Annotated in this window: 19 protein-coding genes; 9 read left to right on the top strand and 10 right to left on the bottom strand. The window is 64.9% G+C overall.

Going from position 1 to position 22664, the window contains the following annotated elements:
* Positions 1-8 precede the first annotated feature (8 nt).
* A complete protein-coding gene (locus CH276_RS09750; protein WP_094629021.1) occupies positions 9-1505 on the top strand; it encodes a DUF4185 domain-containing protein in 1497 nt (498 codons plus the stop codon).
* Positions 1506-1556: 51 nt separating this feature from the next.
* Here CH276_RS09750 and CH276_RS09745 read toward each other — a convergent pair whose 3' ends face one another.
* Positions 1557-3023, bottom strand: coding sequence for a CCA tRNA nucleotidyltransferase (locus CH276_RS09745; RefSeq protein WP_094629020.1), 1467 nt, complete (start codon positions 3021-3023; stop codon positions 1557-1559).
* A 101-nt stretch (positions 3024-3124) separates the two neighbouring features.
* On the opposite strand from CH276_RS09745, the gene CH276_RS09740 reads away from it, so the two are divergent.
* The 8 genes from CH276_RS09740 to CH276_RS09705 all read left to right on the top strand — a co-directional run bounded on the left by CH276_RS09740 (position 3125) and on the right by CH276_RS09705 (position 14547).
* Complete coding sequence (locus tag CH276_RS09740) at positions 3125-3685, top strand: NUDIX hydrolase (RefSeq protein WP_032396972.1); 561 nt, start codon at positions 3125-3127, stop codon at positions 3683-3685.
* A gap of 2 nt (positions 3686-3687) precedes the next feature.
* Positions 3688-6093: a glycoprotein gene (locus tag CH276_RS09735; protein WP_094629209.1), complete on the top strand. Its 2406-nt coding sequence runs from the start codon at positions 3688-3690 to the stop codon at positions 6091-6093.
* Complete coding sequence (locus tag CH276_RS09730; RefSeq protein WP_176459182.1) at positions 6090-10265, top strand: lipid II flippase MurJ; 4176 nt, start codon at positions 6090-6092, stop codon at positions 10263-10265. The genes CH276_RS09735 and CH276_RS09730 overlap by 4 nt, the downstream gene beginning before the upstream one ends.
* 99 nt (positions 10266-10364) lie before the next feature.
* Positions 10365-10946 carry an RNA polymerase sigma factor SigM gene (gene sigM, locus CH276_RS09725; protein WP_094629019.1) on the top strand — a complete coding sequence of 194 codons (582 nt, stop codon included), beginning with the start codon at positions 10365-10367 and terminating at the stop codon, positions 10944-10946.
* A gap of 59 nt (positions 10947-11005) precedes the next feature.
* Positions 11006-11734 (top strand): hypothetical protein, encoded by a 729-nt coding sequence (locus CH276_RS09720; protein WP_094629018.1) that lies wholly within the window; start codon positions 11006-11008, stop codon positions 11732-11734.
* A 126-nt stretch (positions 11735-11860) separates the two neighbouring features.
* Entirely contained in the window at positions 11861-12850 is a 990-nt protein-coding gene (trxB, locus tag CH276_RS09715) for a thioredoxin-disulfide reductase (RefSeq protein WP_032397344.1), read from the top strand.
* 34 nt (positions 12851-12884) lie between these two features.
* Positions 12885-13217: a thioredoxin gene (gene trxA, locus CH276_RS09710; RefSeq protein WP_008711582.1), complete on the top strand. Its 333-nt coding sequence runs from the start codon at positions 12885-12887 to the stop codon at positions 13215-13217.
* Between the two features lie 136 nt (positions 13218-13353).
* Positions 13354-14547 carry an N-acetylmuramoyl-L-alanine amidase gene (locus tag CH276_RS09705; protein WP_032396977.1) on the top strand — a complete coding sequence of 398 codons (1194 nt, stop codon included), beginning with the start codon at positions 13354-13356 and terminating at the stop codon, positions 14545-14547.
* Between the two features lie 34 nt (positions 14548-14581).
* Here the strand turns inward: CH276_RS09705 and CH276_RS09700 are convergent, their stop codons facing one another.
* The 9 genes from CH276_RS09700 to rnpA form a co-directional block, all read right to left on the bottom strand.
* Entirely contained in the window at positions 14582-15262 is a 681-nt protein-coding gene (locus CH276_RS09700; RefSeq protein WP_032396978.1) for a hypothetical protein, read from the bottom strand.
* Positions 15263-15526: 264 nt separating this feature from the next.
* Positions 15527-16603 (bottom strand): ParB/RepB/Spo0J family partition protein, encoded by a 1077-nt coding sequence (locus tag CH276_RS09695; RefSeq protein WP_094629017.1) that lies wholly within the window; start codon positions 16601-16603, stop codon positions 15527-15529.
* Positions 16604-16607: 4 nt separating this feature from the next.
* Positions 16608-17618 carry a ParA family protein gene (locus CH276_RS09690; protein ID WP_032396980.1) on the bottom strand — a complete coding sequence of 337 codons (1011 nt, stop codon included), beginning with the start codon at positions 17616-17618 and terminating at the stop codon, positions 16608-16610.
* 81 nt (positions 17619-17699) lie between these two features.
* Complete coding sequence (rsmG, locus tag CH276_RS09685) at positions 17700-18377, bottom strand: 16S rRNA (guanine(527)-N(7))-methyltransferase RsmG (protein ID WP_094629016.1); 678 nt, start codon at positions 18375-18377, stop codon at positions 17700-17702.
* Between the two features lie 624 nt (positions 18378-19001).
* A complete protein-coding gene (locus CH276_RS28930) occupies positions 19002-19130 on the bottom strand; it encodes a hypothetical protein (RefSeq protein ID WP_254923856.1) in 129 nt (42 codons plus the stop codon).
* Between the two features lie 1034 nt (positions 19131-20164).
* Entirely contained in the window at positions 20165-20833 is a 669-nt protein-coding gene (locus tag CH276_RS09675) for a Jag family protein (RefSeq protein ID WP_032396983.1), read from the bottom strand.
* A gap of 25 nt (positions 20834-20858) precedes the next feature.
* The gene (yidC, locus tag CH276_RS09670; RefSeq protein WP_032396984.1) at positions 20859-21950 is read right to left on the bottom strand and encodes a membrane protein insertase YidC; all 1092 of its coding nucleotides are present in this window, start codon (positions 21948-21950) and stop codon (positions 20859-20861) included.
* A gap of 4 nt (positions 21951-21954) precedes the next feature.
* Positions 21955-22284 (bottom strand): membrane protein insertion efficiency factor YidD, encoded by a 330-nt coding sequence (yidD, locus tag CH276_RS09665; RefSeq protein WP_032396985.1) that lies wholly within the window; start codon positions 22282-22284, stop codon positions 21955-21957.
* On the bottom strand, positions 22281-22661 hold the full coding sequence (rnpA, locus tag CH276_RS09660) for a ribonuclease P protein component (RefSeq protein WP_032396986.1): 381 nt from the start codon (positions 22659-22661) through the stop codon (positions 22281-22283). The genes yidD and rnpA overlap by 4 nt, the downstream gene beginning before the upstream one ends.
* Between the last annotated feature and the right edge of the window lie 3 nt (positions 22662-22664).

The raw sequence follows: 22664 nt of genomic DNA, 5'->3' as shown, positions 1-22664 counted from the left end.
GGCAACACATGCAGGGCCGTACGACATCGCTCGGCTGCATACTCGCGGTTGCTGCAGGTACGGCCGTCCTTGCTGCGCCCCCGGCGTTCGCGGCCCCGCCTCCGCCGGTGAACTCCTGTGGGGAAACCGGTTTCGACCCCAAGGACTATCCGCCCGAACCCATCGGACCCGGCAATCCACCGCAGTTGCCGCCGTTGCCGGACCGCGTGGTGATCCCCGTGCCGTACCCGTCGATCGAAGTCGTGCCGGTGCCCGACCCGGCCCCGAACAACACCCGCGTACAGGCCGATGTGCTGACCGACCCGTGTGCGGACCCGTGCCCCGATCTCACCGACGACACCGATTCACCGGCATCGGGCTCCGCAGACCATCTGCCGTTCCCCCGCATCGAGATCGACCCGCAACCCGAAACCATTCCCATCCCGATCCCCGGCCCCGGCGGTACCCCGGGAACCCCGCCGCCCGCTCCTGCCGTCACCCCAGCAGAGCCCGGACCCACGACGATGCCACCCGCGGCACCTGCCGTCGGACACGTCGAGGTCGTCTCGCAGGTGACCGGACCGGGATCGGAGAACCGCACCGACAAGCGCTGGCAGGTCGACGGCACCGATCTCGGCATCATGTGGGAGAGCAAGCCCGGCGAGATCGCAGTGGCATTCGGCGATTCGTTCGGCAAAGGGTGGGAATTCGGCGTCGTCGGCGGCGACGACTGGCGATCCAACGCACTGGGACACAGCACCGACACCGACCTGTCCGACGGCATGACCCTGGACTCGATGGTGCAGGACTCGCGTTGCCACGCAGCCGAACTGCTGCCCTCGCGCAAGATCGAGAATTGGGAGACCACGGTCATCCCCACCTCCGGGTTCGCGATCGACGATCGGCAGTACATGTCCTACATGTCCATCAGGCGCTGGAGCACGATCCCCGGCATGTGGTGGACCAACTACGGCGGTATCGCCTACTCGGACGACAACGGGTCAACCTGGGTCAAGGACGAGCATGCCAAGTGGGACAACGTCTTCGGCTTCTCGAAGTTCCAGGTGTCGACGATGGTCCCGGCGGGGGAGTACGTGTACATGTTCGGCACCGTCAACGGTCGCGTCGGACAGGTGGGGCTCGCGCGCGTCCCGAAGGCGGACGTGCTGAACAAGACTGCCTACCAGTACTGGGTGAACGGCACCTGGGCTCCCGTCGGCTCGAACGAGGCCACCCCCATCGCCGACGGTATGGCCGGGGAACTGTCGGTCCATCACGACGAGGCCCGGGACCTCTGGCGGATGACGTATCTCGATCCACTGCGCGGCGATATCGTTCTGCGCGAGGCGAATTCGCCGCAGGGGCAGTGGACCGCGCCGGCGACCCTGATCGACACCGCCGAGTACCCGAAGACCTATGGCGGCTTCGTTCACCCGTGGTCGACGGCGGACGAGCTGTACTTCACCGTCTCGGAGTGGGACAGCTACAACGTCTATCTGGTCAAAGCCGAGCTGCGCTCGTCGTGAGCGGAAATTCGTAGCGGGCTACGAACTTTCGCGCACGTGCGCGGGACGCGCCTAGTGGGTGGGCCACCACTCGAGCAGTGCGGCCTCGGCCTCCTCGCGAGAGAGCGGTCCCCGATCCAGGCGCAGTTCTTTCAGGTACTTCCAGGCCTTGCCCACATCGGGTCCGGCCGGGATGTTCAGCAGCTCCATGATCGCGTTGCCGTCGAGGTCGGGCCGCACCCGAGCCAGGTCCTCCTGCTCGGCAATACGGGCGATGCGCTCTTCCAGGTCGTCGTAGGTGGCCTGGAGCGCCGCAGCTCGTCGCTTGTTTCTCGTCGTCGAATCCGCGCGAACCAGCTTGTGCAGCTTGGGAAGTAGCTCGCCGGCATCGGTGGCGTAGCGGCGGACAGCAGAGTCGGTCCACTGACCCTTGCCGTAGCCGTGGAACCGCAGATGCAGAAACACCAGATGCGAGACGTCCTCGATCATCTTCTTCGAATACTTCAGGGCGCGCATACGCTTTCGCACCAGCTTGGCACCCACGACCTCGTGGTGGTGGAAGCTGACTCCGCCGCCCGGCTCGTTGCGTTTGGTGTCGGGCTTGCCGATGTCGTGCAGCAGTGCAGCCCAACGCAATACGAGATCCGGATCGCCGTCCTCCAGATCGATCGCCTGCTTCAGCACGGTCAACGAGTGCGAGTACACGTCCTTGTGCTGGTGGTGCTCGTCGATCTCGAGTTTCATGTTGGGCACCTCGGGAAGGATGCGCTGCGCCAGACCCGTCTCGCACATCACGTCGATGCCGTCGATCGGGTGCGCACCGAGGATCAGCTTGTCCAGCTCCACCTGGATTCGCTCGGCGGTGATGCGATCGATCTGATCCGCCATGTCCTCGATGGCTCGGTGCACCCGAGGCATCAGCGAGAAGCCCAGCTGGGAGACGAACCGCGCAGCCCGCAGCATCCGCAACGGATCGTCGCCGAACGAGACCTCCGGTGCCGACGGGGTATCGAGAACGCCCTCGAGAAGCGCATCCATCCCGCCGAGCGGATCGACGAATTCCTGGGCGCCGTCGGCCCCGAGACGCACAGCCATGGCGTTGACCGTGAAATCGCGGCGAACGAGATCCTCTTCGAGGCTGTTGCCGTACTGCACCTCGGGATTACGGGAGACCTGATCGTAGGAGTCGGTGCGATAGGTGGTGATCTCGATCGTCTGGCCGTCCTTGGCCGCACTGATCGTCCCGAACGCGATGCCGGTGTCCCACTGATGGTCCGCCCAGCCCGAGAGCAAGGCCTGAACGTCCTCGGGCCTGGCGTCGGTGGTGAAATCCAGATCGGTTCCGAGTCGTCCGAGAACTGCGTCGCGCACCGTGCCGCCCACGAGGTACAGCTCGTGCCCGGCTGCGGCGAACAAGGTACCGAGCGGAGTCAACACCGGAGCGAGTTCGCGCAACGTCACAGCAGCTCCCGCCAGCAACCTCTCCCGGCGGGCATCGGTGTGCTCGGCGGAAACGGAGGACAGGGACTGATCGGCCACGGTGGAAGAGCCTACTTGCGCCGAGACCAACGATTGTCCCGGCCTTCACCGCGCGGTGCGGCACGGTAGAAGAGTGCGCACAGGCAACTAGTATGGATTGGGTGTCTGCTGCCGAACGTGCGAACAGGAGCCGCCGCAACCCGCGGCGGCGTCAGGCACGCGCCGACACCGAAGCACCCAAGCTGAGGACCGTCCGCGAAACCTCGGCAGGAGGCCTGGTGGTCGACGGCCTCGACGGGCCGCCCGCCAAACGCTGCGCCGCCCTGATCGGCCGCACCGACCGTCGCGGACGCCTCCTCTGGTCCCTGCCCAAGGGACACATCGAGCAGGGCGAAACGGCCGAACAGACCGCCATGCGCGAGGTCGCCGAGGAAACCGGCATCCGCGGTACCGTCCTGGCCTCGCTGGGCAGCATCGACTACTGGTTCGTCACCGAGGGCCGACGCGTCCACAAGACCGTCCACCACTACCTGCTCCGATTCCTGGGCGGCGAACTCTCGGACGAGGACCTCGAAGTGACCGAGGTCGCGTGGGTTCCGCTGACCGAACTACCGTCCAGGCTCGCCTACGCCGACGAACGCAAACTCGCCGCCATCGCCACCCGCCTGATCGACGACATGAGCAGCGGCAACTCGGGCGCACCCATCCCCGGCGGGAAGTGATCGTGCGGGCCCGGAAGGTCGCTGCCGCCGCATTGACCACGTTCGTTCTCGCGGTGGCACCGTCGGTCGGCACCGCGGCACTGATCCCGGCACAACTTCCCGACGCCGGAGCCCAACCCGACTCGTCCGTCGGCGATACGAGCGGTACCACCAGCGCCGTTCCGGACACCCCGATGACGCAGGACGGCAACCCCTTCCTGACGCTGAGTATCGAAACCGTCGCCCCCTCCACCGTCACCACCAGCAGCGATCCGTTCGTGACGGTGCGCGCCACCGTGAAGAACACCGGGGACCGCCGCGTCGACGACGTCAGTGTCCGGATGCAGGCCGCGGATGCCGTCGACACCACGGCCGGACTGCGGACCTCGCTGACCCTCGACCAGGACCGCTTCGAGCGTGTCGGCGATTTCGTCACCGTGGCCGAGTCCCTGGAGAAGGACGAGAGCCGCCAGTTCGACATGTCGATGCAGCTGCGCAGCACCACCGAACCCTCCCTGGGAATCGAGGCCCCTGGCGTCTATCCGCTTCTGCTCAACGTCAACGGCACTCCCGAATACGGCGGAACCGCACGACTCGACGACGCCCGCTTTCTGCTCCCGGTCGTCGGACTGCCCCGCAACCCCGGTGAGATGGACCCCACCGCTCCCGACGCGATGCCGCTGCCTCCCAACACCCGCAACCCCGTCGCCATGACGGTTCTGTGGCCGCTGGCCGACATTCCGCGACTCGCTGCCGGGATACCCGGTTCGGTCGACGAGCGCGTTCGGCTGATCGACGACGAACTCGCCGGCGAGCTGGCCACCGGTGGCCGACTCGACACCCTCCTCAAGGCGGTCGAGTTCGCGACACAACCCGGCCTCGATCCCGACGGCCGACTGGCGTCGAGCCTGTGTATCGGCCTCGACCCCGACCTGCTCGTCACCGTCTCGAACATGACCCGCGGTTACCTCGTCGTCGACAACCCGGCCGATCCTGCCGGCACGACCCGCGAGGGCACCGGAAGCGCAGCCGCAGCTCAGTGGCTGTCCCGACTGGAAACGATCGCATCGAGCACCTGCGTGACGGCAATGCCGTTCGCCCAGACCGATCTGGGGGCGGTGGCCGACATCGGCGATCCCACGCTGCTCAGCAGTGCCGTCAGCGCCCCGGCCGACATCGTCGACGGCATCCTCGGCATCACCTCGACACGCGGCTTCACCTGGAGCACCACCGGTGGGGTCGACGCGAACACCGCCGACGCCCTGCGTGCGGCGGGCACCGGAACCGTCCTGGTCGCCGACAACAGCATCAGCCCGCCGACTTCGGCACCGACCTCCCTGCTGGCGACGACCGACAGTGCATCGACCGGAACCGAGCAGACCCAACCGCTGGCCGCCACCCACTACGACGCCGCCACCGCAGCGGCATTGGCCGGGGTCGGAGCCTCGCCGTCCACGCCTGCCCTCACTCCCTCCGAGCAACGCTTCGACCTCGCCACGGACTCGCGCACCGCACGCCTGCAGGACGCGCTCGGAGCCGTCAACTTCCACGCCCTCGTCGGTGCCGATCGGCCCGGACGCACCGTCACCGTCGCGCCCCCGCAGTACTGGACCGCGGGCGGAGACGAACCGTCGGCGATTCTGTCGACGGTGTCCTCGCTGCTGCGGTCCGGACTGGCGACGCCGCGGCCTCTGGCCGAGTTGCTCACCGAGCCCACGACCGGAACTCCGGTGACCGGCATCGACGCGGCCACCGAACTCGATGCCGGCACCATCGACCTGGTGCGATCGCAGAGCGCCCGAGTCGACACCCTGATGCAATCGCTCGTCGAGGATCCGCAGTCGGCGCTGACTCCACGCCTGTACACCGCTCCGCTCCGCGAGGACATGCTCCGCGCGCTGTCGACGGCAGGTCGCGCGAGCGCCGCCAGCGAACGAACCGGCACCATGGCACGCGACCGACTCGCGGCGATCCGCATCGGACTGGACACCATCTACGGATCGGTGACCGTGCTGGCCCCCGGCGGCGTCTACACCCTCGCCTCGGAACAGAGCCCGCTGCTGCTCGTCGCCCGCAACGACCTCCCCGTCCCGGTCAACGTGCTGCTCCAGGTCGACGCACCGCCGGAGATGACGATCAGTGACGTCGGCGTCACCCAACTTCCGGCCCGGGGATCACGGACCATCACCGTCCCGGCCGAGGTCGACGACACGCGCAACCTGTCCGTCGACTTCTCCGTCACCACGCTCGACGGCTCCCGGCTCGGCGAAGTGTCCACGGTGTCCGTGCGATCGAACGCATACGGCCAGGCACTGGCGATAATTACCGCCTGCGCCGGTGCTCTCCTACTGTTACTTGCAGGTCGACGCCTCTGGCATCGATTCAGAGGTCAACCAGACCCGGCCGACGAAGGGTACGAGAGACCATGACTGGCAACGTCCCGTACGACGGCGATTTGCCGCGGTCACGCCTGCCCGCGTCGCAGGTGTTCCGACGAACGACGCCACCGCGGTCCGCGCCCTGGGAGCGGCAGGCGCGCCCGGAGCTGCGCTCGTACCCGGCACCGCCGCCGCTCGACGGGCAGCCCGCCGCCGACGACACCGTCACCCAACTCATCCCGCGTTTCCGCGAGGAGGATTACCCGCAGGCACCCTCCGGAACGATCCCGCCGACAGAGTTTCCGCCGAAGGGGTCCGACTCGGTGCCGCAACCCGAGCCGAAACCGCAGAAGTCACTGCTGGCTGCGTCGGGTTCGATCGCGGTGGCGACCCTGGTCAGCCGCATCACCGGATTCGCCAAGCAGGTCGCCATGACGGCCACCCTCGGGGCAGGGCTGGCCAGTGCGTTCACCGTCTCGACGATCCTGCCGAACATGATCTCCGAGCTGGTCCTCGGTGCGGTGCTCGGAGCGATCGTCGTTCCGGTGTTGGTCCGGGCCGAGCAGGAGGACGCCGACGGCGGGCGAGCATTCGTTCGACGGCTGTTCACCATCGCGGTGGCGCTGCTCGGAACCGTGGCGCTGGCCGCAACGATCGCGGCCCCGCTGCTGGCGCGGCTGATGCTCGACGGCGATCCGAAGGTCAACGAGGACCTGACCATCGCGTTCACCTACCTGGTGTTGCCCGCGCTGATGTTCTACGGATTGTCCGGCCTGCTCACGGCGGTGCTCAACACCCGGCAGAACTTCAAGCCCGGGGCCTGGGCACCGGTGTACAACAACCTGATCGTGCTCGGCGTCTTCGCGCTGTACTTCTTCATGCCGGGCGAGATCAGCGTGAACCCGGTCGAGATGGGCAACCCCAAACTCCTCGTTCTCGGCCTCGGAGTCACTGCCGGTGTCATCACCCAGGTCGTCGCGCTGATCCCGGCACTGCGCCGTGAACGCATCGACCTGCGCCCGCTCTGGGGATTCGACGAGCGCCTGAAGAAGTTCGGCGCGATGGCCGCCGCGATCGTGCTCTACGTCGTCATCAGCCAGATCGGGCTGATCGTGGCCACCAGGATCGCGTCGGGCACCGACGACGCGAGCAACGTGATCTACTCGCAGGCCTGGATCGTCCTGCAGCTGCCTTACGGCATCCTCGGCGTGACGGTTCTGACGGCCATCATGCCCAGACTCAGCCGCAACGCCGCCAACGGTGACACCCCGTCCGTCGTCGACGATCTCTCGGTCGCCACCCGCCTGACGATGGTCGCTCTGGTGCCGATCGTGGTGTTCCTGACCTTCGCGGGACCGTGGGTGGGCGAGGCGCTGTACGGCTTCGGCCGGTTCGCCGATGTCGCACCCCGGCTCGGCGAGGCCGTGAGCTGGTCGGCGTTCTCCCTCATCCCGTACGCCCTCGTCCTGATCCATCTCCGCGTGTTCTACGCCCGCGAGAAGGCCTGGACGCCGACGTGGATCATCCTCGGCATCACCGCCGTCAAGATCGGACTGTCTCTGCTCGCCCCGATCGTCGCGTCCGACCCGGATCAGGTGGTGCTGCTCCTCGGCGCAGCGACCGGCCTCGGGTACACGGTCGGCGCGATCATCGGCGGATACCTGCTACACAAGAGCCTGGGCCGCCTGCGGATGGCCAACGTCGGCAAGACGGTCTGGCTGGTCCTCATCGCCTCACTGGCCGGCGGTGCGGCCATGCTCGCGATCGACCGGATCCTGGGTCTCGACGCCATGACGAACGGCTGGATCGGCAACTTCGTCCGCGTCGCGATCGACGCCGTCATCATGCTCGGCATCACCTTCTCGATACTCTGGTTCGGCAAGATTCCCGAAGTCCTGGCAGTCACCGTGGCCCTGAGCCGCGTCGTTCGGAAATTCCGCGGCACAACCGCTCGGACGGACACCGATCCGGCCGCCGCAGAAACCGGCGTGATTCCGGTTATTCGAACCGAGCCCACATGGGACACTGCGCGGGATCGGCTCCCGTACCCTGGTCATCGGCACCCGGGGGCAGAAGCCAACGCAGGTCGACCTTTTGCAGGACAACACGGGGCATATTCGCCTGAAGGAGTGACAGTGACCGACGACGAAGTTGCTGGGGGGCCGGCACAATCTCCAGCAAGCGAAGCCGACCGAACGAGCGGCGGCGGCGTCGAGGTCGACACCCAGGACCGCACCGAACCCGTGAAGGCCGACGCTGCCTCGCCATCGAAGAGTGCGAAGCCCGCCGAGACACCGAAGCCGGCCGAGACACCGGCCGAGCCGAAGGCTGCACCCGAAGCGAAGAAGTCGGCCGCAGCTCCCGAGCCGGACGACGAGAAGGCAGCCGACAAGCCTGCCCCGAAGCCGGCCGACAAGACGGTCTCCATCTCCAAGGCCGCTCTCGCGGCCCGTCCGACCGACAAGACCATCTCCATCTCGAAGGCCGATCTCCCGGTCGAAGCCGACAGCGACAAGAAGGCCACACAGGAGTCGAAGCCTGCGGCCGACGCTGATTCCACGGCGGATGCGGATTCCGAGAAGACCGAAGCGGCACCGGCCACACCCGACGCCTCCGACTCGGACAGCACCGACGAGGGTGCCACTGCAGCAGCCCCGGCGAGCGCTCCCGAGCGCACGCTCCGCGGCCCGACGCTCATTCCCGGTGCCTCCGTTGCCGGTGGCCGCTACCGACTGCTGGCACCGCACGGCGGAGCACGTGGACTCAAGTTCTGGCAGGCACATGACGTCAAGCTCGATCGCGAGGTCGCCTTGACGTTCGTCGACGCCGATCAGCAATCGACCGCCTCGACCGACGACCGCACGCAGGGACCGCAGGCGATTCTCTCGCGCACGCTGCGTCTGGGACGGATCAATTCGCCCGGCCTCGCCCGCGTGCTCGACGTGGTGCGCGGCAGCTCCGGCGGCATCGTCGTTGCGGAGTGGACTCCCGGCCGCTCACTGCGTGAGATGGCCGACACCGTGCCCTCACCGACCGGCGCTGCGCGTGCGATCAAGGTCCTCGCCGCAGCGGCCGAGGCAGCGCACCGCAGCGGAGGCGCCCTGTCGATCGACCACCCCGATCGGGTGCGTATCAGCTCGAGCGGCAACGCCGTCCTCGCATTCCCCGCGACACTGGCCGACGCCGACCCGAGTTCGGACGTCCGCGGACTCGGCGCGATGCTCTACGCCCTGATCACCGCCAAGTGGCCGCTGTCCGACACCACCGGCGATGCCGTCGTGTCCGGTGATGCAGCTCCGGCACGCAGCGTCGGTGGAATGCGTCCGGCCGACCGTGACGACAAGGGTGCCCCGCTCGAGCCGAGGCAGGTTCGTCCGGACGTTCCGTTCGAGATCTCCGCCGTCGCCGTGCGGGCATTGGAACAGAACAGCGGCATCAGGACCGCTGCCACCGTGCAGCACGTTCTCGATCAAGCAGCAGTGGTCAACGACAAGACGGATCTGATGCCGGCGCTGCGACTGGGCCAACGAGCGCCAGGTGCCAGTGGGCACTCGCTCGCCGATCCCGAGGAGATCGCTGCCGAGAAGGCCAAGTCGATGCGCACCAACATCGCCATCGCGGTACTCGGTGCCCTGACGGTGGTGGTTCTCGCATTCGCCGGCTTCTGGCTGTTCACCTCGATTGCCGGCAACGACACCGACACTCCGCTCGACACCCAGGACTTCGGTCTCACCACTCCTGCCACGGCACCACCGGCGGGCGATGCGGCCGCTGCGCCGCCGGCCGAGACCGGTGGACCCGTGGCGATGGAGGACGTCAGCGTGTTCTCACCTCAGGGTTCCGCCGACAACCCCAGCACCGCGTCCAACGCGATCGACAACGACCCCACCACAGCGTGGACGACCGACTCGTACTTCCAGCAGTTCCCGGCCCTCAAGAACGGCGTCGGGCTGCTCGTGTCCATTCCGTCCTCGACGCTGCAGAACGCGTGGATCGAGTCGACATCTCCCGGAACTGTCGTCGAGATCCGGTCGGCCCCGAACGGCTCGCCCAGTCTCAGCGACACCACGCTCCTCGGTGAAGCCACACTGCAGAACGGCCGCACCGACATCGCCCTGAGCGACGCGGAGCCGACCGGGAACGTGCTCGTCTGGATCACCCGACTCGGCGAGCAGGGCGGCCGCATCGCCACCTCGATCTCCGGGATCGGTTTCGGCTCCTAAATCGGGCTTTCGGTAGCCGATACCGACTTGTTTCGTACTTCGCGGTCTCGATGGCTTAGGCTCCCCCCAATGCGTTAACACGGGGGGAGCCGTTTTCGTATGACCGAACGTTTCGATTCGGCGCCAGGGGAGCGCACGGATGCGGAGCTTCTTGCTGCCCATGCGGCCGGGGAGCCGAATGCCTTCGCCACGCTGATCTACCGACATCACGAACATCTGTGGCTGACGGCACGACGCACCAGCTACACGCCCGAGGACGCCTCAGATGCTCTGCAGGAGGCACTGCTCTCCGCTCACCGCACGGCCGGGTCGTTTCGCGCCGACGCCGCGGTGCGAAGTTGGTTACACAAGATCGTCGTCAATGCCTGCCTGGACCGCATCCGAAGAAACAGGGCTCGGCCGTCGGTTCCGTTGAGCGAGAACGAAAGTCACGAGCCCGTTTCGCCCAGGGACCGGATCTCCGAGACGGAGACGAGCATTCTCGTTCGACAGGCTCTGATGACGTTGCCGCCCGACCAACGCGCAGCCGTCGTCATCGTGGACATGGAGGGCTATTCGGTGGCCGACGCTGCCGTGTTGCTCGGTGTTCCCACCGGTACCGTCAAGAGTCGATGCGCCCGCGGCCGGCTCAAACTCTCGACACAGCTCGCGTATCTGAAAGATGCAGGGAACCGAATCTGACCCTCTCGCGTCTATACCGTGTGAGAAGGAAAGCAGATTCGGCGGAGGGAGGCAGGAACGTGTCGTCGAGCACCGACGCTCCACAAGCCCCGTTCTCGCCGGAACTGCTCGCCGATCTGCATGCGGATGCACTTCCCGAGGACGTCAGCAGACGACTGTGGCCACTGGTTCGTCTCGACGAGGATTCGATGCGGATCCTCGCCGGTCTCGACGCCGTCTCGGCTCGACTCCACGAGATGGGCGAGGACCCCACCGGAACGTTGTCCATCCCGCCCGAGGTCGCCCGGCAGATCGACCGCACTGTCCAGACGGTCGAGCGATCGGCATCCACGCCGGAGGTCGTCGTTCCGCTCCGTCCCCGAAGACGACGTGTCGTCCTCGGAACTGCCGCTGCCGCAGCACTTCTGGTGGCCGGGTCGGTTGCCGTCGTGGCACTGCTGTACACCCCGAACGAACCCGAATCGATCGCCGCCGACCCGTCGCAGCCTCCGGATTCGTCTCTGGTGCTCGATTCCGCCGACCTCGATTCCGGTTTCGCCTTCAGCATCATCGGCAAGCGCGATCCCGGAGCGCTCGCCGATCCGGCCGATCTTGCTGCCTGCCTTCGGTCCAACGATGTGGATCCGGCCACCACCGTTCTCGGCTCGAGTCGAGTGCGCGTCGACGGCCGAGACGGAACCCTGCTCGTCCTCGCCGGAGCACAGCCCTCACAGTTCATCGCCCTCGCGGTGGGCAACGACTGCGGCACCGCCAACCCCGACGTGCTCACGCGTCGCGATATCGGCTGACGGATCTCTCACCGGGGAACAACTGCCTCTAGGGTGGTGTTGACCAGATGTACGTCGAGAGCCGTGTGCGCTGAGCACTCGCTTGTCGACGACACGTACACGCCGCACAAGATCGGAAGGTCTGCATTGAGTACCCCCAAGGTTCACGATCTCATCATCGTCGGCTCGGGACCGGCCGGTTACACCGCCGGCGTCTACGCCGCACGCGCGGAACTGGAACCGATCCTGTTCGAGGGAACGCAGTTCGGTGGTGCGCTGATGACCACGACCGAGGTCGAGAATTTCCCCGGGTTCCGCGAGGGCATCATGGGCCCCGATCTGATGGAACAGATGCGCGAGCAAGCGCAGCGATTCGGTGCCGACATCCGAACCGAGGATGTCGAGGAGCTCGACCTGACCGGCCCGATCAAGACCGTCTCTGCCGGCGGCGAGACCTACCGGGCTCGCGCGATCATCCTCGCGATGGGCGCAGCAGCTCGCTACCTGTCCATCCCCGGCGAGGAGAAGCTGCTCGGACGCGGTGTCAGCGCCTGCGCCACCTGTGACGGCTTCTTCTTCCGCGATCAGGACATCGCCGTCATCGGTGGTGGCGACTCGGCCATGGAGGAAGCGACCTTCCTCACCCGCTTCGCACGCAGTGTGACCATCGTGCACCGCCGCAGCGAGTTCCGGGCGTCGCGCATCATGCTCGAGCGCGCCAAGAACAACGACAAGATCCGCTTCCTGACCGACACCAAGGTGCTCGAGGTCCTCGGCGACACGAGCGTGACCGGACTGTCGCTCGAACACGCCGATACCGGCGAGAAGACCACCCTGGACGTGACCGGAATGTTCGTGGCGATCGGTCACGATCCCCGCAACGAACTGGTCAAGGGCCAGGTCGAGCTCGACGACGCCGGCTACGTCAAGGTCGCGTCGCCCACTTCGGCCACGTCCGTCGAAGGCGTGTTCGCTGCCGGAGACCTCGTCGATCACGTGTACCAGCAGGCCATCACCGCTGCGGGTACGGGCTGCACCGCGTCGATCGACGCCGAGCGTTGGTTGGCCGAGCAGGGCGATATCACCACCAACACACTCGAACACGCCGACCAACCGGTCGACGCCGTCAACGCCTGACAGGCACCGAGCTTCCAATATCGAGGAGATAGATATGTCCGACGACAAGAGCACTGTCACCATCACCGACGCATCGTTCGTCGACGATGTTCTGACCAGTGAGAAGCCCGTCCTGGTCGACTTCTGGGCCACCTGGTGCGGCCCGTGCAAGATGGTCGCCCCGGTTCTCGAGGAGATCGCGGCCGAGCACAAGGACAAGCTCACCATCGCCAAGCTCGACATCGATGCCAACCCGCAGGCCGCCCGCGACTTCAAGGTCATGTCGATTCCGACGCTGATCCTCTTCCAGGGCGGCAAGCCGGTCAAGCAAATTGTCGGCGCAAAGGGCAAGGCCGCGCTGCTCAAGGACCTCGAAGGCGTTATCTGACTCACCCGCACACCGTGTGGATTGCAGCGGAAGCCAGTCTTTCTGCGACAATCATCTGATGTGCCGATGCTTCGGCATCGGCACATCGGCCGCGAGGTGCGAGTGCCGTCGGAACGATCGAGAGGCTTTGTCGAGGATGCAGGAACTCAGTCACGGCGATTCCGGACCCGCCGTCGCCGAGGTCCGCGGCACCCTGTCGGCACTCGGCTTTCTCCACGAAGCAGTCGTTCCCCCAGGTCCGATGGCCGACGGCCACTGGACCGCTCCCGGATCCGTGTTCGACGGTGCCCTCGGAGGTGCCGTGCGCGCCTTCCAACAACACCGCGGCCTGCTGGTCGACGGCGTGGTGGGCCCGGCCACGTATCGCGCGTTGAAAGAGGCGTCGTATCGCCTCGGCGCTCGAACCCTCATCTATCAGCTGTCCGCTCCGCTGTACGGCGACGACGTCGCCTCGTTGCAAACGAGACTTCAGGATCTCGGCTTCTACAGCGAACGCGTCGACGGCTTCTTCGGTCCGCGCACACACGAGGGTCTGTCCTCGTTCCAGCGCGAGATCGGGCTTTCCCCCGACGGCATCTGTGGGCCTGCGACTCTGCGCTCTCTGGACCTTCTCGGAACTCGTGTCACCGGTGGATCCCCTCACGCCATGAGCGAGGAAGAACTCGTTCGTAAGTCCGGCCCGCAGCTGACCGGCAAGCGCATCGTCATCGACCCCGATCTCGGCGGAGCAGACACCGGACACATCGTCGACGGAGCGTTCGGCCGGGTCTCCGAATCGGAGATTCTGTGGGATCTGGCCAGTCGGCTCGAGGGCCGCATGGCCGCGACCGGCATGGAGACGTTCCTCTCCCGTGCGCGCGGAACCAATCCTTCGGTTGCCGACCGCGCCGAGACCGCAAATGCCTGGGGTGCCGATCTGATGATCTCGTTGCGCTGCGCATCGAGCACCAGCCCCATGGCCAACGGTGTCGCAAGCTTCCACTTCGGTAACTCGCACGGATCCACCTCGATGATCGGCCAGGTACTGACCAGCTACGTGCAGCGTGAAATCGTCGCTCGCACACCGCTTCTGGACTGCCGTAGCCACGGCCGCACGTGGGATCTGTTGCGTCTGACCAACATGCCGACCATCCAGATCGACCTCGGTTACCTCACCAACGAATCCGATGTCGAAGTGCTCAGCGACCCGAAGTTTCGCGACATCATCGCCGAAGCAATTCTGATCGCCGTCAAACGTCTGTATCTACTCGGGCAGGACGATCAGCCGACCGGAACGTTCACCTTCGCGGAGTTGCTCGCCGAAGAACTCGCCGCCTCCGATCGCCCCTGACCGACCGCGCACGAACGTGTCGATCGGTCAGTACTCAGCGCGCCCCGACGGTCGACTTCTGCTCGATGTCGACGACGGAGATACTCGCCGCGATCAGTAGCTGCTCGAGTGCGGATTCGACGTCCTGCTTCCACCCGTGATCACGATCGAGCTCGAGCCGTAGTCTCGGGAATCTGTGGTGGGGAGCGATGACCTCGAACCCGACCTTCTCGAGGAAATCCGCTTCGATCATGCACGTCGATGCCGAACACGTCAGTTGTGCGGTGGCGTTGGGAACCACCGGCGCAGCATCGTCGGCGTTGCGTCGAATGCCGAACGCTTCCAGAGCGCGGACGCCACGATTGACCAGATCACCCACGACTGCCTGGATCAGGGTCGCCGAATGCAGATCCGCATCGTCGGGCGAATCGATGCGGAGTTGGGTCAGTAGGACCGCATCGTGGCTGACGGGCGAAGTCGGGAACGTCGCCGCGCGTGGAACTGCTCGGGGTGGGCAGTAGAGCGCGCAGCCGATCGTCCTGCCATCGATGGACAGCAACTGCCCACACGATCCCCACTCGAGCATGATGGTCGACAGCCATACTTCGTTCTCGAATTCGAGATCGACCGACGAACTCTCCGACGCGGGATCGAGTACCCAGAAGCTGCACCGCCGCGAATGCGTCGGCAAGTGCTCGAACGAACCGAGCGTCACTCCGGTCACCATCGCCGACACCGCTTACCTCAGCCTTCGTGCACTCGTTCAACGCGAGAATTCTCCGTCGGAGTCGATCCGCTCCTCGACAAGGATGTCACATGGGTTGTTCCGCAGGCGTCACCCCCGCCATTCCATCGTCGAACCCGTCGAGCGGAGCGAATCATTCAAATGCGTTGTATAACAATATTTTTCGACCATATCGCGAACATTCGTGACCGCCTCCGACCGAGCTACGTCACAGTGACGTTTCGACCGCGTATGACTGGTCCTGAAAATTCGCCACTACTTTTTCTTCTGTGCTTCCATCATCTCGACGATCCTCTGAAGGTCGTCGACCGAACCGAATTCGACCACGATCTTGCCTTTCCGCTTGCCGAGGCTGACCGTCACCCGAGTGTCGAACGAATCCGAGAGCCGATCGGCGACGTCCTGGAGGCCCGGCATCTGAATCGGCTTGCGTCGAGGTGCCGGATCCGGGCTCTTTCCGTCCTCCCGATTGGCGAGAGTGACGGCCTCTTCGGTCGCGCGAACGGAGAGACCTTCGGCGACGATTCGCGCCGCCAACGACTCCTGCGCATCCGACCCAGCGTCGAGCGACAGCAAGGCGCGGGCGTGTCCGGCCGACAGAACTCCGGCCGCCACTCGTCGCTGCACGGGAATCGGCAGCTTCAACAGACGAATCATGTTGGTGACGACCGGCCGTGACCGACCGATTTTCGCAGCCAGTTCCTCGTGCGTGACGTCGAATTCCTCGAGCAACTGTTGGTACGCGGCCGCTTCTTCGAGCGGATTGAGCTGTACCCGGTGGATGTTCTCGAGCAAAGCATCGCGCAACATCGCATCGTCCGCGGTCTCCCGAACGATCGCGGGGATCGACTCAAGGCCGGCTTCCTGGCTTGCACGCCACCGACGCTCGCCCATGACGAGCTGATATTTTGCGTCACCGGCGGCAGCGGAACCCGATACGAGACGGACCACGATGGGCTGCATGAGCCCGAATTCACGGATCGAGTGCACCAGTTCGGCCAACGACTCGTCGTCGAAGACGTGCCTCGGCTGCTTCGGATTGGCTTCGATTCGGTCCGGTGCGATCTCGCGATAGACGGCACCGACGGGGGATAGGTCGTCTCCGCTCAGCACCGGTGGTGTCGGAGTGGGCGCCGTGGCTGTCTCGGTGAGATCGTCGGCGGGTGCGGTTCGCTTCGGCTTGGTGGACGTATCGGGACGGTCCTTGGCGTTGCGATCCGCGCCGATGATCACGTCTGCCGCGGCGTTACCGAGGCGTGGTCCGGCGTCAGGTCCGGTGGGGATCAGTGAGGCCAGGCCGCGACCCAGACCACCCTTACGTGTCGAACTCATCTGGTTACTTCTTTCGTGCTTCGTCGATGCCGGCCGATCGGGCAGCGAGCTCTCGTCCGGCGTCCAGGTAGCTCATCGCACCTCGCGAACCGGGGTCGTAATCCAACACCGTCATGCCGTACCCGGGAGCCTCGGATACCTTCACGCTGCGGGGGATGACGGCGCGCAAGACGGCGTCCCCGAAATGCTTGCGTACTTCTTCTGCTACCTGGTCCGCCAACTTGGTGCGGCCGTCGTACATCGTCAGGATGACGGTCGAGACGTGCAGTTCGGGATTCAGATGAGACTGCACCAGCTCGATGTTGCGGAGGAGCTGACCCACGCCTTCGAGCGCGTAGTACTCGCACTGGATGGGAATCAGTACCTCGGTCGCGGCCACGAGCGCGTTGACAGTCAGCAGACCGAGCGACGGCGGGCAGTCGATCAGGATGAAGTCCGCGTCGATGCCGGCGAGCTCCTCCACGGACAGCGCCGTCTTGAGGCGCCCTTCGCGAGCGACCATCGACACCAACTCGATCTCGGCTCCGGCGAGGTCGATGGTTGCCGGGATGCAGAACAACCGGTCGCTGTGCGGACTCTTCTGCACGGCGTCCTTGGCGCTCACCTCACCGATGAGGACCTCGTAGCTCGACGGCACACCCGAGTGGTGCTCGACGCCCAACGCGGTGCTGGCGTTGCCCTGAGGGTCCAGATCGACCACGAGAACCGTCAGGCCTTGGAGCGCGAGCGCGGCAGCCAGGTTCACGGCGGTCGTCGTCTTCCCGACGCCACCCTTCTGGTTGGCAATGGTCAGCATGCGTCGCTTCGCCGGCTTCGGCAGCGACACCGATCCGGGATGCAGAACCTGGCTGGCTCGATGTGCCGCGGCACCGATGGGGGTGTCGTTCGGTGAGATCGCGTTGGTGTACTCGAACCCTGAGCCGGCCGTCACCCCCGACTTGTTTTCCGAGTTGCTCGAGGCGTTCTTCTTGGGCGCTGTTTCACGTGAAACAGCGGGATCGGACCCACCCGACATATGTGCTCCTTAGTGCGGAACTGACTGTGTTCAATACGATCGATCGGGTCGAGCGCGCGGCGTGTGAGCCCGCAATCGACTTCAGTGACGACTCAGTCTCCGCGGCTCACGCACCGCTCTGACGACAATGGTGGGAGTGGGCAACAGCCCCACTCCGCACTCCACTACCTCCAGCTTGCCAGCACCCATCCGAGCGAGGGAAGCCCGGTCACGTTCGATCTCTTCAGCGGCGCTCGAACCCTTCAGAGCCAGCATTCGACCGTGCTCGTGAACGAGCGGCAGCGACCACTTTGCAAGCTTTTCCAAAGGTGCCACCGCCCTCGACGTCACCACGTCGGCGCCGCCGGCTTCCTTCTTGACGCCGGGCTGCTCCGCGCGGCCGCGCACGACCAAGATGTTCAGATCGTGTTCCTCGATGAACTCGGCGAGATACACGGTCCGCCGGAGGAGGGGCTCGACGAGTGTCACGCGCAGATCGGGTCGCGCGATCGCCAGCGGGATCCCGGGCAAGCCCGCGCCGCTGCCGATGTCCACGACGGTCTCGCCTTCATCGATGAGCTCACCGATCGCCGCACAGTTGAGGATGTGTCGCTCCCAGAGCCGTGGAACTTCACGCGGTCCGATGAGTCCTCGTTCGACGCCTGCCGTTGCCAACGAGTCGTGATACCTCCGTGCCAACTCGAGCCGGTCACCGAAGATCTGCTCTGCCACGGCCATCACTTGGTTGCTGTCCGAGCCTTCTTGTTCCACGTGAAACATCTTCCCGTGCCCGAGCGCGGAACGCCAAACGACATCGCTGTAACTCGGCGGATTGCGACTTTCGCACCGGAATTGGCGACACCACGGGCGCCGTGCGGGCTCCCTTCGGACCGAGCCGTAGCAAGTCACGATTGGCGAGCCAGCCGGTTTTCGGCCAGGTCCGTCCGAGCAAACCGATCCGCCCGTGCGCTCGAATCAATGATCTCCAGCCCCAATCAGAATCAGGCCGACCTATCCATCCCCGACGGACTCGGTCCTGTCGACGAATCGAGGTCCACCGACCCCACATCATGTTTCACGTGAAACTTCACCTCCCATCGATGGCACTCAATCGCCTACCGCGCACCGACTCGATAGGGCACACGTTCGTCGACTGAGCAACAAGTCGATGGGAGAAGAGCCGACGCAATCGATCGGTTCGTCCGCACCTGGCAGCAGCCTCCAGAATCCAACCGAATGGGCCCGGTGCGATCCACACCAACGCCGCCGTACCGATACCGCGGGACGGGTCCATCCCGTCGGCGAACGATCACAGTCGGTGGCGCTACGCCTTGATGACGCGGATCCTCGAGAACGAGGTTTCACGTGAAACCGACCCACCGTTGCTCAGCCCCGCGTCAAACGTCATCGCAGAACGATCGCGGGTAGCCGATGCACACCGCAGACATTCTCGGCCGCAATGGCGTCCCGGAGATCCTCGATCTCGCGGCCGGGCACGGACGGGGGAGAGTCCACAGTTTCGATCTCGATCACATCGCGATCGCCTCGAGCACCCAGCCGCTGCACCCGAACTCCAGACGCACCCACACTGCATGTGGATCAGCCGGATGGGTCAGCAGTCGTACACAGTCGATCGCTGGACGAGTGCTCCCGTGCAACTGTCTCGAGCACATCGTCGGCCCTCGCTCATGTCCCCGAATCGAGCCCGCGGAGATTTCGACGGGCACCCTCTCGAAGATCGACAACGCCGCGAGTATCGCCTCATCGTCGGCTTCGCGGTACGGGCACTTCGTATCGCGCTGGAGTTCCCGCCGCGGCTACAGCAATCGAACGATTCTCTCGACCTTCACAACGATCGATGCGCGACTGTCCAAGGTGAGTCGCATCGTCGTCGGAAGGATCGTCCATGAGCCCGGGCCCGCTGTTGTCTATCTCCGAATCCCGGCAACGCCGATCTTTGCCGACATCGAATCCCACAGCGACGGCCGGATGTCCTGTCCCACGTATATGCCCTCGGCCGGATCGTCGGCACACACCCTGCGCGATCGATGCCCGTCGCTATTTCTTCGCTGAGTGTCTCGAACTCAGTTTCACTGCTGCGCCGAACTCGATCCGGACACCCAACTGGCATCGGACTGTTTCACGTGAAACCGCCCCGGCTCCGGACCGTCTCGAATAGCAGTCGAAATGTCTCAACTTCATCAGAGAACGAACGTCACGACGGCCCAGTGTGCGCGGTGCCTAGAACCAGCGTCCGCGAGAACAGCACTGCGACGGACGCAACATGGTTGGACGATGACGACATCGATGTCGCACGTTTCACGTGAAACATTCCGCACAATGTGCGCTCGATACCGACGCGTCACACCGCCATAGTTGCCGTCACAGTGACGAAAGCGCACTGGATGCCTGGATCTGGTAATTCGGCGAGGAAATCGATCGAACCGGCAACATCGTCGTCTGCTCGGCGCACAAATTACATCGATGATATTTGCCAGGATGTGCGGCTACATCCGGATACGACGATGGCCCCCACCGAAGTGGGGGCCATCGACTGGGAGGCTCAGTTACGCCTTGACGACGACTACTCGTCGGGCCGGCTCGACGCCGGTGCTTTCGCTCGCGACGCCGTCGATCTTCGCGACCGCGTCGTGCACGATCTTTCGCTCGAACGGAGTCATCGGGGTCAGTTCTTCGCGTTCACCGGATTCCAGAACGCGACGGGCTGCTTCGGCACCGAGGTTGCCGAGTTCCGTACGCCGGTTGGCGCGCCAGCCGGCGACGTCGAGCATCAGCTTGCTGCGCTCACCCGTCGACTGCTGAACGGCGAGACGAGTCAGCTCCTGCAGTGCATCGAGAACTTCGCCCTTGCGACCGACGAGCTTGGCGAGATCGTCGCCGCCGTCGATGCTGACGATCGCGCGATCACCCTCCACGTCGAGATCGATGTCGCCGTCGAAGTCCAGGACGTCCAGAAGTTGCTCGAGGTAGTCGCCGGCAATCTCGCCTTCCTCGACCAGATAATCCTCGTCGTCCTCGTCCTCGTCATCCTCGTCGGTCTTGTCCTCGACCACTCCCGAGTCATCGGATTCCTCGACCACAGGAGTCCGATCTGCCTCCGCGTCGACTGCACCCACCTGATCGGCCTCGACCACCACGTCACTCGCTCCATCCCCGGATACCGCGCCGGTTGTCCGTACTTCGTCGTTCTGTGCTTCTTCTACGTCCGCTGCCATGTTCGTCCTTCTCTCGACGTGTCGGTCAGCGCCGCTTGCGCTTGGTCGACTTGTTCCGGTTCGCCTGCGGTCTCGGTTTCGCCGGCGTTGCGGCACCGGTCGTCGAACCGGAACTGCCCTCGCCGGTCTCCGCCACGGACGAATCGCTCGTCGGCGTCATCTTCGAGAGCTTGGGACGAGCACCTGGCTTCGGCTTGGTGGTCGATACCGGCTTCACACCGGGCTTGGGCGCGTTCTCGGAACGCTTCTCCACTGCGGCAGCGACCTTCGCGGCTTCTTCTTTGTCGATCTTTCCGAACACCAGGTGCTGCTGCGCGTAGGTCCAGGTGTTGTTGCTGACCCAGTACAGCAGGATCGCGACGGGCAGCAGGGCACCGAACACGAGAACACCGAGCGGGAAGACGTACAGCGCGAGCTTGTTCATGATCGCGGACTGCGGGTTCGCTGCGGCCGCCGCGCTCTGACGCGCGACCGATGCGCGCGAGTTCAGGTGCGTCATGATGGCCGCGATGATCATCAGCGGGATGGAGACTGCTGCGATGACCCAGGTGGACGGAATGGTCGCATCCGGTCCTACGGCGAAGGCATTGAGCTGGTCCTGCGGCATCGTGATCCACGCCGAGATCGGTGCACCGAACAGGCGGGCGTCCAGGAAGGACTGCACGTCCGCCACGTTGAACGCGTAGTTCGACAGCTCGCGGTTCTCCTCGGGAGTCAACCCGAGCTGACCGAAACCGGTACCGGTGCGGTTGAACGAGCGCAGTACGTGGAACAGGCCGATGAACACAGGCGCCTGCGCCAGCACCGGCAAGCAGCCCATCAGCGGATTGAAGCCGTGCTCCTTCTGGAGCTTCTGCATCTCGACGGCCATCTTCTGCTTGTCTTTGCCGTACTTCTTCTGCAGCGCTTTGATCTGCGGCTGTAGCTCCTGCATCTGCCGCGTGGTGCGAACCTGCTTGACGAAGGGCTTGTACAGAATCAGGCGGAGGGTGAAGACCAGGAAGACGACGGACAGTGCCCAGGCGAACCCATTGCTGGGATCCTGGAACACAAAGCCGAACACCTTGTGCCACACCCAGAGAATCCAGGCAACCGGGTAGTAAATGAAGTCGAGCACGGCTCTATGTACTCCTCTGTTCTTCCACTCGCACGAGATCGTGGTGTTCTTCGGTTTCGGTAGGTTCGGTGACGATCGCGCGCCACCTACCGGGTTCGGGTACCGGGTCCCACCCTCCAGAGTGCCAGGGAGCACATTTGAGGAGGCGGACGACTGCCAGCAACGAGCCCTTCGTCATTCCGTGCACCTGGAGGGCCTCGATGGCGTACTCGCTGCAGGTGGGGGAGAAGCGACAGGTGGGAGGTCTCATCGGGGACACGTATGTCCGGTACAACCCGATGACGTAGACGAGTGTTCGAGCAGGAATGGAACGAAGGTTGCCCATGAATGTCATGACGGCGGACCCTTCGGAGCTTCGAGAAGACCGAGCTTCTTCAATCCTGAACGCAGTTGAATCGATAGATCTGCCGAGGACGCGCGCGCGGCTCCGGGCAGTGCACGGATCACCACGTCGGTGGTCTCGGGGAGCTCACCGATGACGTCGGTACAGATATGCCGAAGCCGGCGCGCAACTCGATGACGAGTTACGGCCGGCCCGACTGCCTTGCTGACGATCAATCCGAATCGTGGCCCGCGAACGGTCGATGCGATGTCCTGTTCGTCACGCACGACGGCGTGAACCACAAGATCCGATCTACCCATTCGGCGTCCTCGACGCACCGCTACGGAGAAATCACGTGCTCGGTGTAGTCGATTCGGCTCAGGAAGCATCCC

The sequence above is a fragment of the Rhodococcus sp. 06-470-2 genome (genome assembly GCF_002258235.1).
In the GTDB taxonomy this organism is placed as follows: domain Bacteria; phylum Actinomycetota; class Actinomycetes; order Mycobacteriales; family Mycobacteriaceae; genus Rhodococcoides.
The sequence above is the reverse complement of the archived record's forward strand: the minus strand, read 5'-3'. Positions and strand labels throughout refer to the sequence as shown.

Excerpts from the sequence above, each read along its gene's own strand:
- CH276_RS09750 (WP_094629021.1), top strand. The coding sequence starts at position 9 with ATGCAGGGCCGTACGACATCGCTCGGCTGCATACTCGCGGTTGCTGCA.
- CH276_RS09675 (WP_032396983.1), bottom strand. The coding sequence starts at position 20,833 with ATGGCAGCGGACGTAGAAGAAGCACAGAACGACGAAGTACGGACAACC.
- rnpA (WP_032396986.1), bottom strand. The coding sequence starts at position 22,661 with ATGCTTCCTGAGCCGAATCGACTACACCGAGCACGTGATTTCTCCGTA.
- sigM (WP_094629019.1), top strand. The coding sequence starts at position 10,365 with ATGACCGAACGTTTCGATTCGGCGCCAGGGGAGCGCACGGATGCGGAG.
- CH276_RS09695 (WP_094629017.1), bottom strand. The coding sequence starts at position 16,603 with ATGAGTTCGACACGTAAGGGTGGTCTGGGTCGCGGCCTGGCCTCACTG.
- yidD (WP_032396985.1), bottom strand. The coding sequence starts at position 22,284 with ATGACATTCATGGGCAACCTTCGTTCCATTCCTGCTCGAACACTCGTC.
- trxA (WP_008711582.1), top strand. The coding sequence starts at position 12,885 with ATGTCCGACGACAAGAGCACTGTCACCATCACCGACGCATCGTTCGTC.
- CH276_RS09730 (WP_176459182.1), top strand. The coding sequence starts at position 6,090 with ATGACTGGCAACGTCCCGTACGACGGCGATTTGCCGCGGTCACGCCTG.
- CH276_RS09705 (WP_032396977.1), top strand. The coding sequence starts at position 13,354 with ATGCAGGAACTCAGTCACGGCGATTCCGGACCCGCCGTCGCCGAGGTC.
- rsmG (WP_094629016.1), bottom strand. The coding sequence starts at position 18,377 with ATGTTTCACGTGGAACAAGAAGGCTCGGACAGCAACCAAGTGATGGCC.
- CH276_RS09690 (WP_032396980.1), bottom strand. The coding sequence starts at position 17,618 with ATGTCGGGTGGGTCCGATCCCGCTGTTTCACGTGAAACAGCGCCCAAG.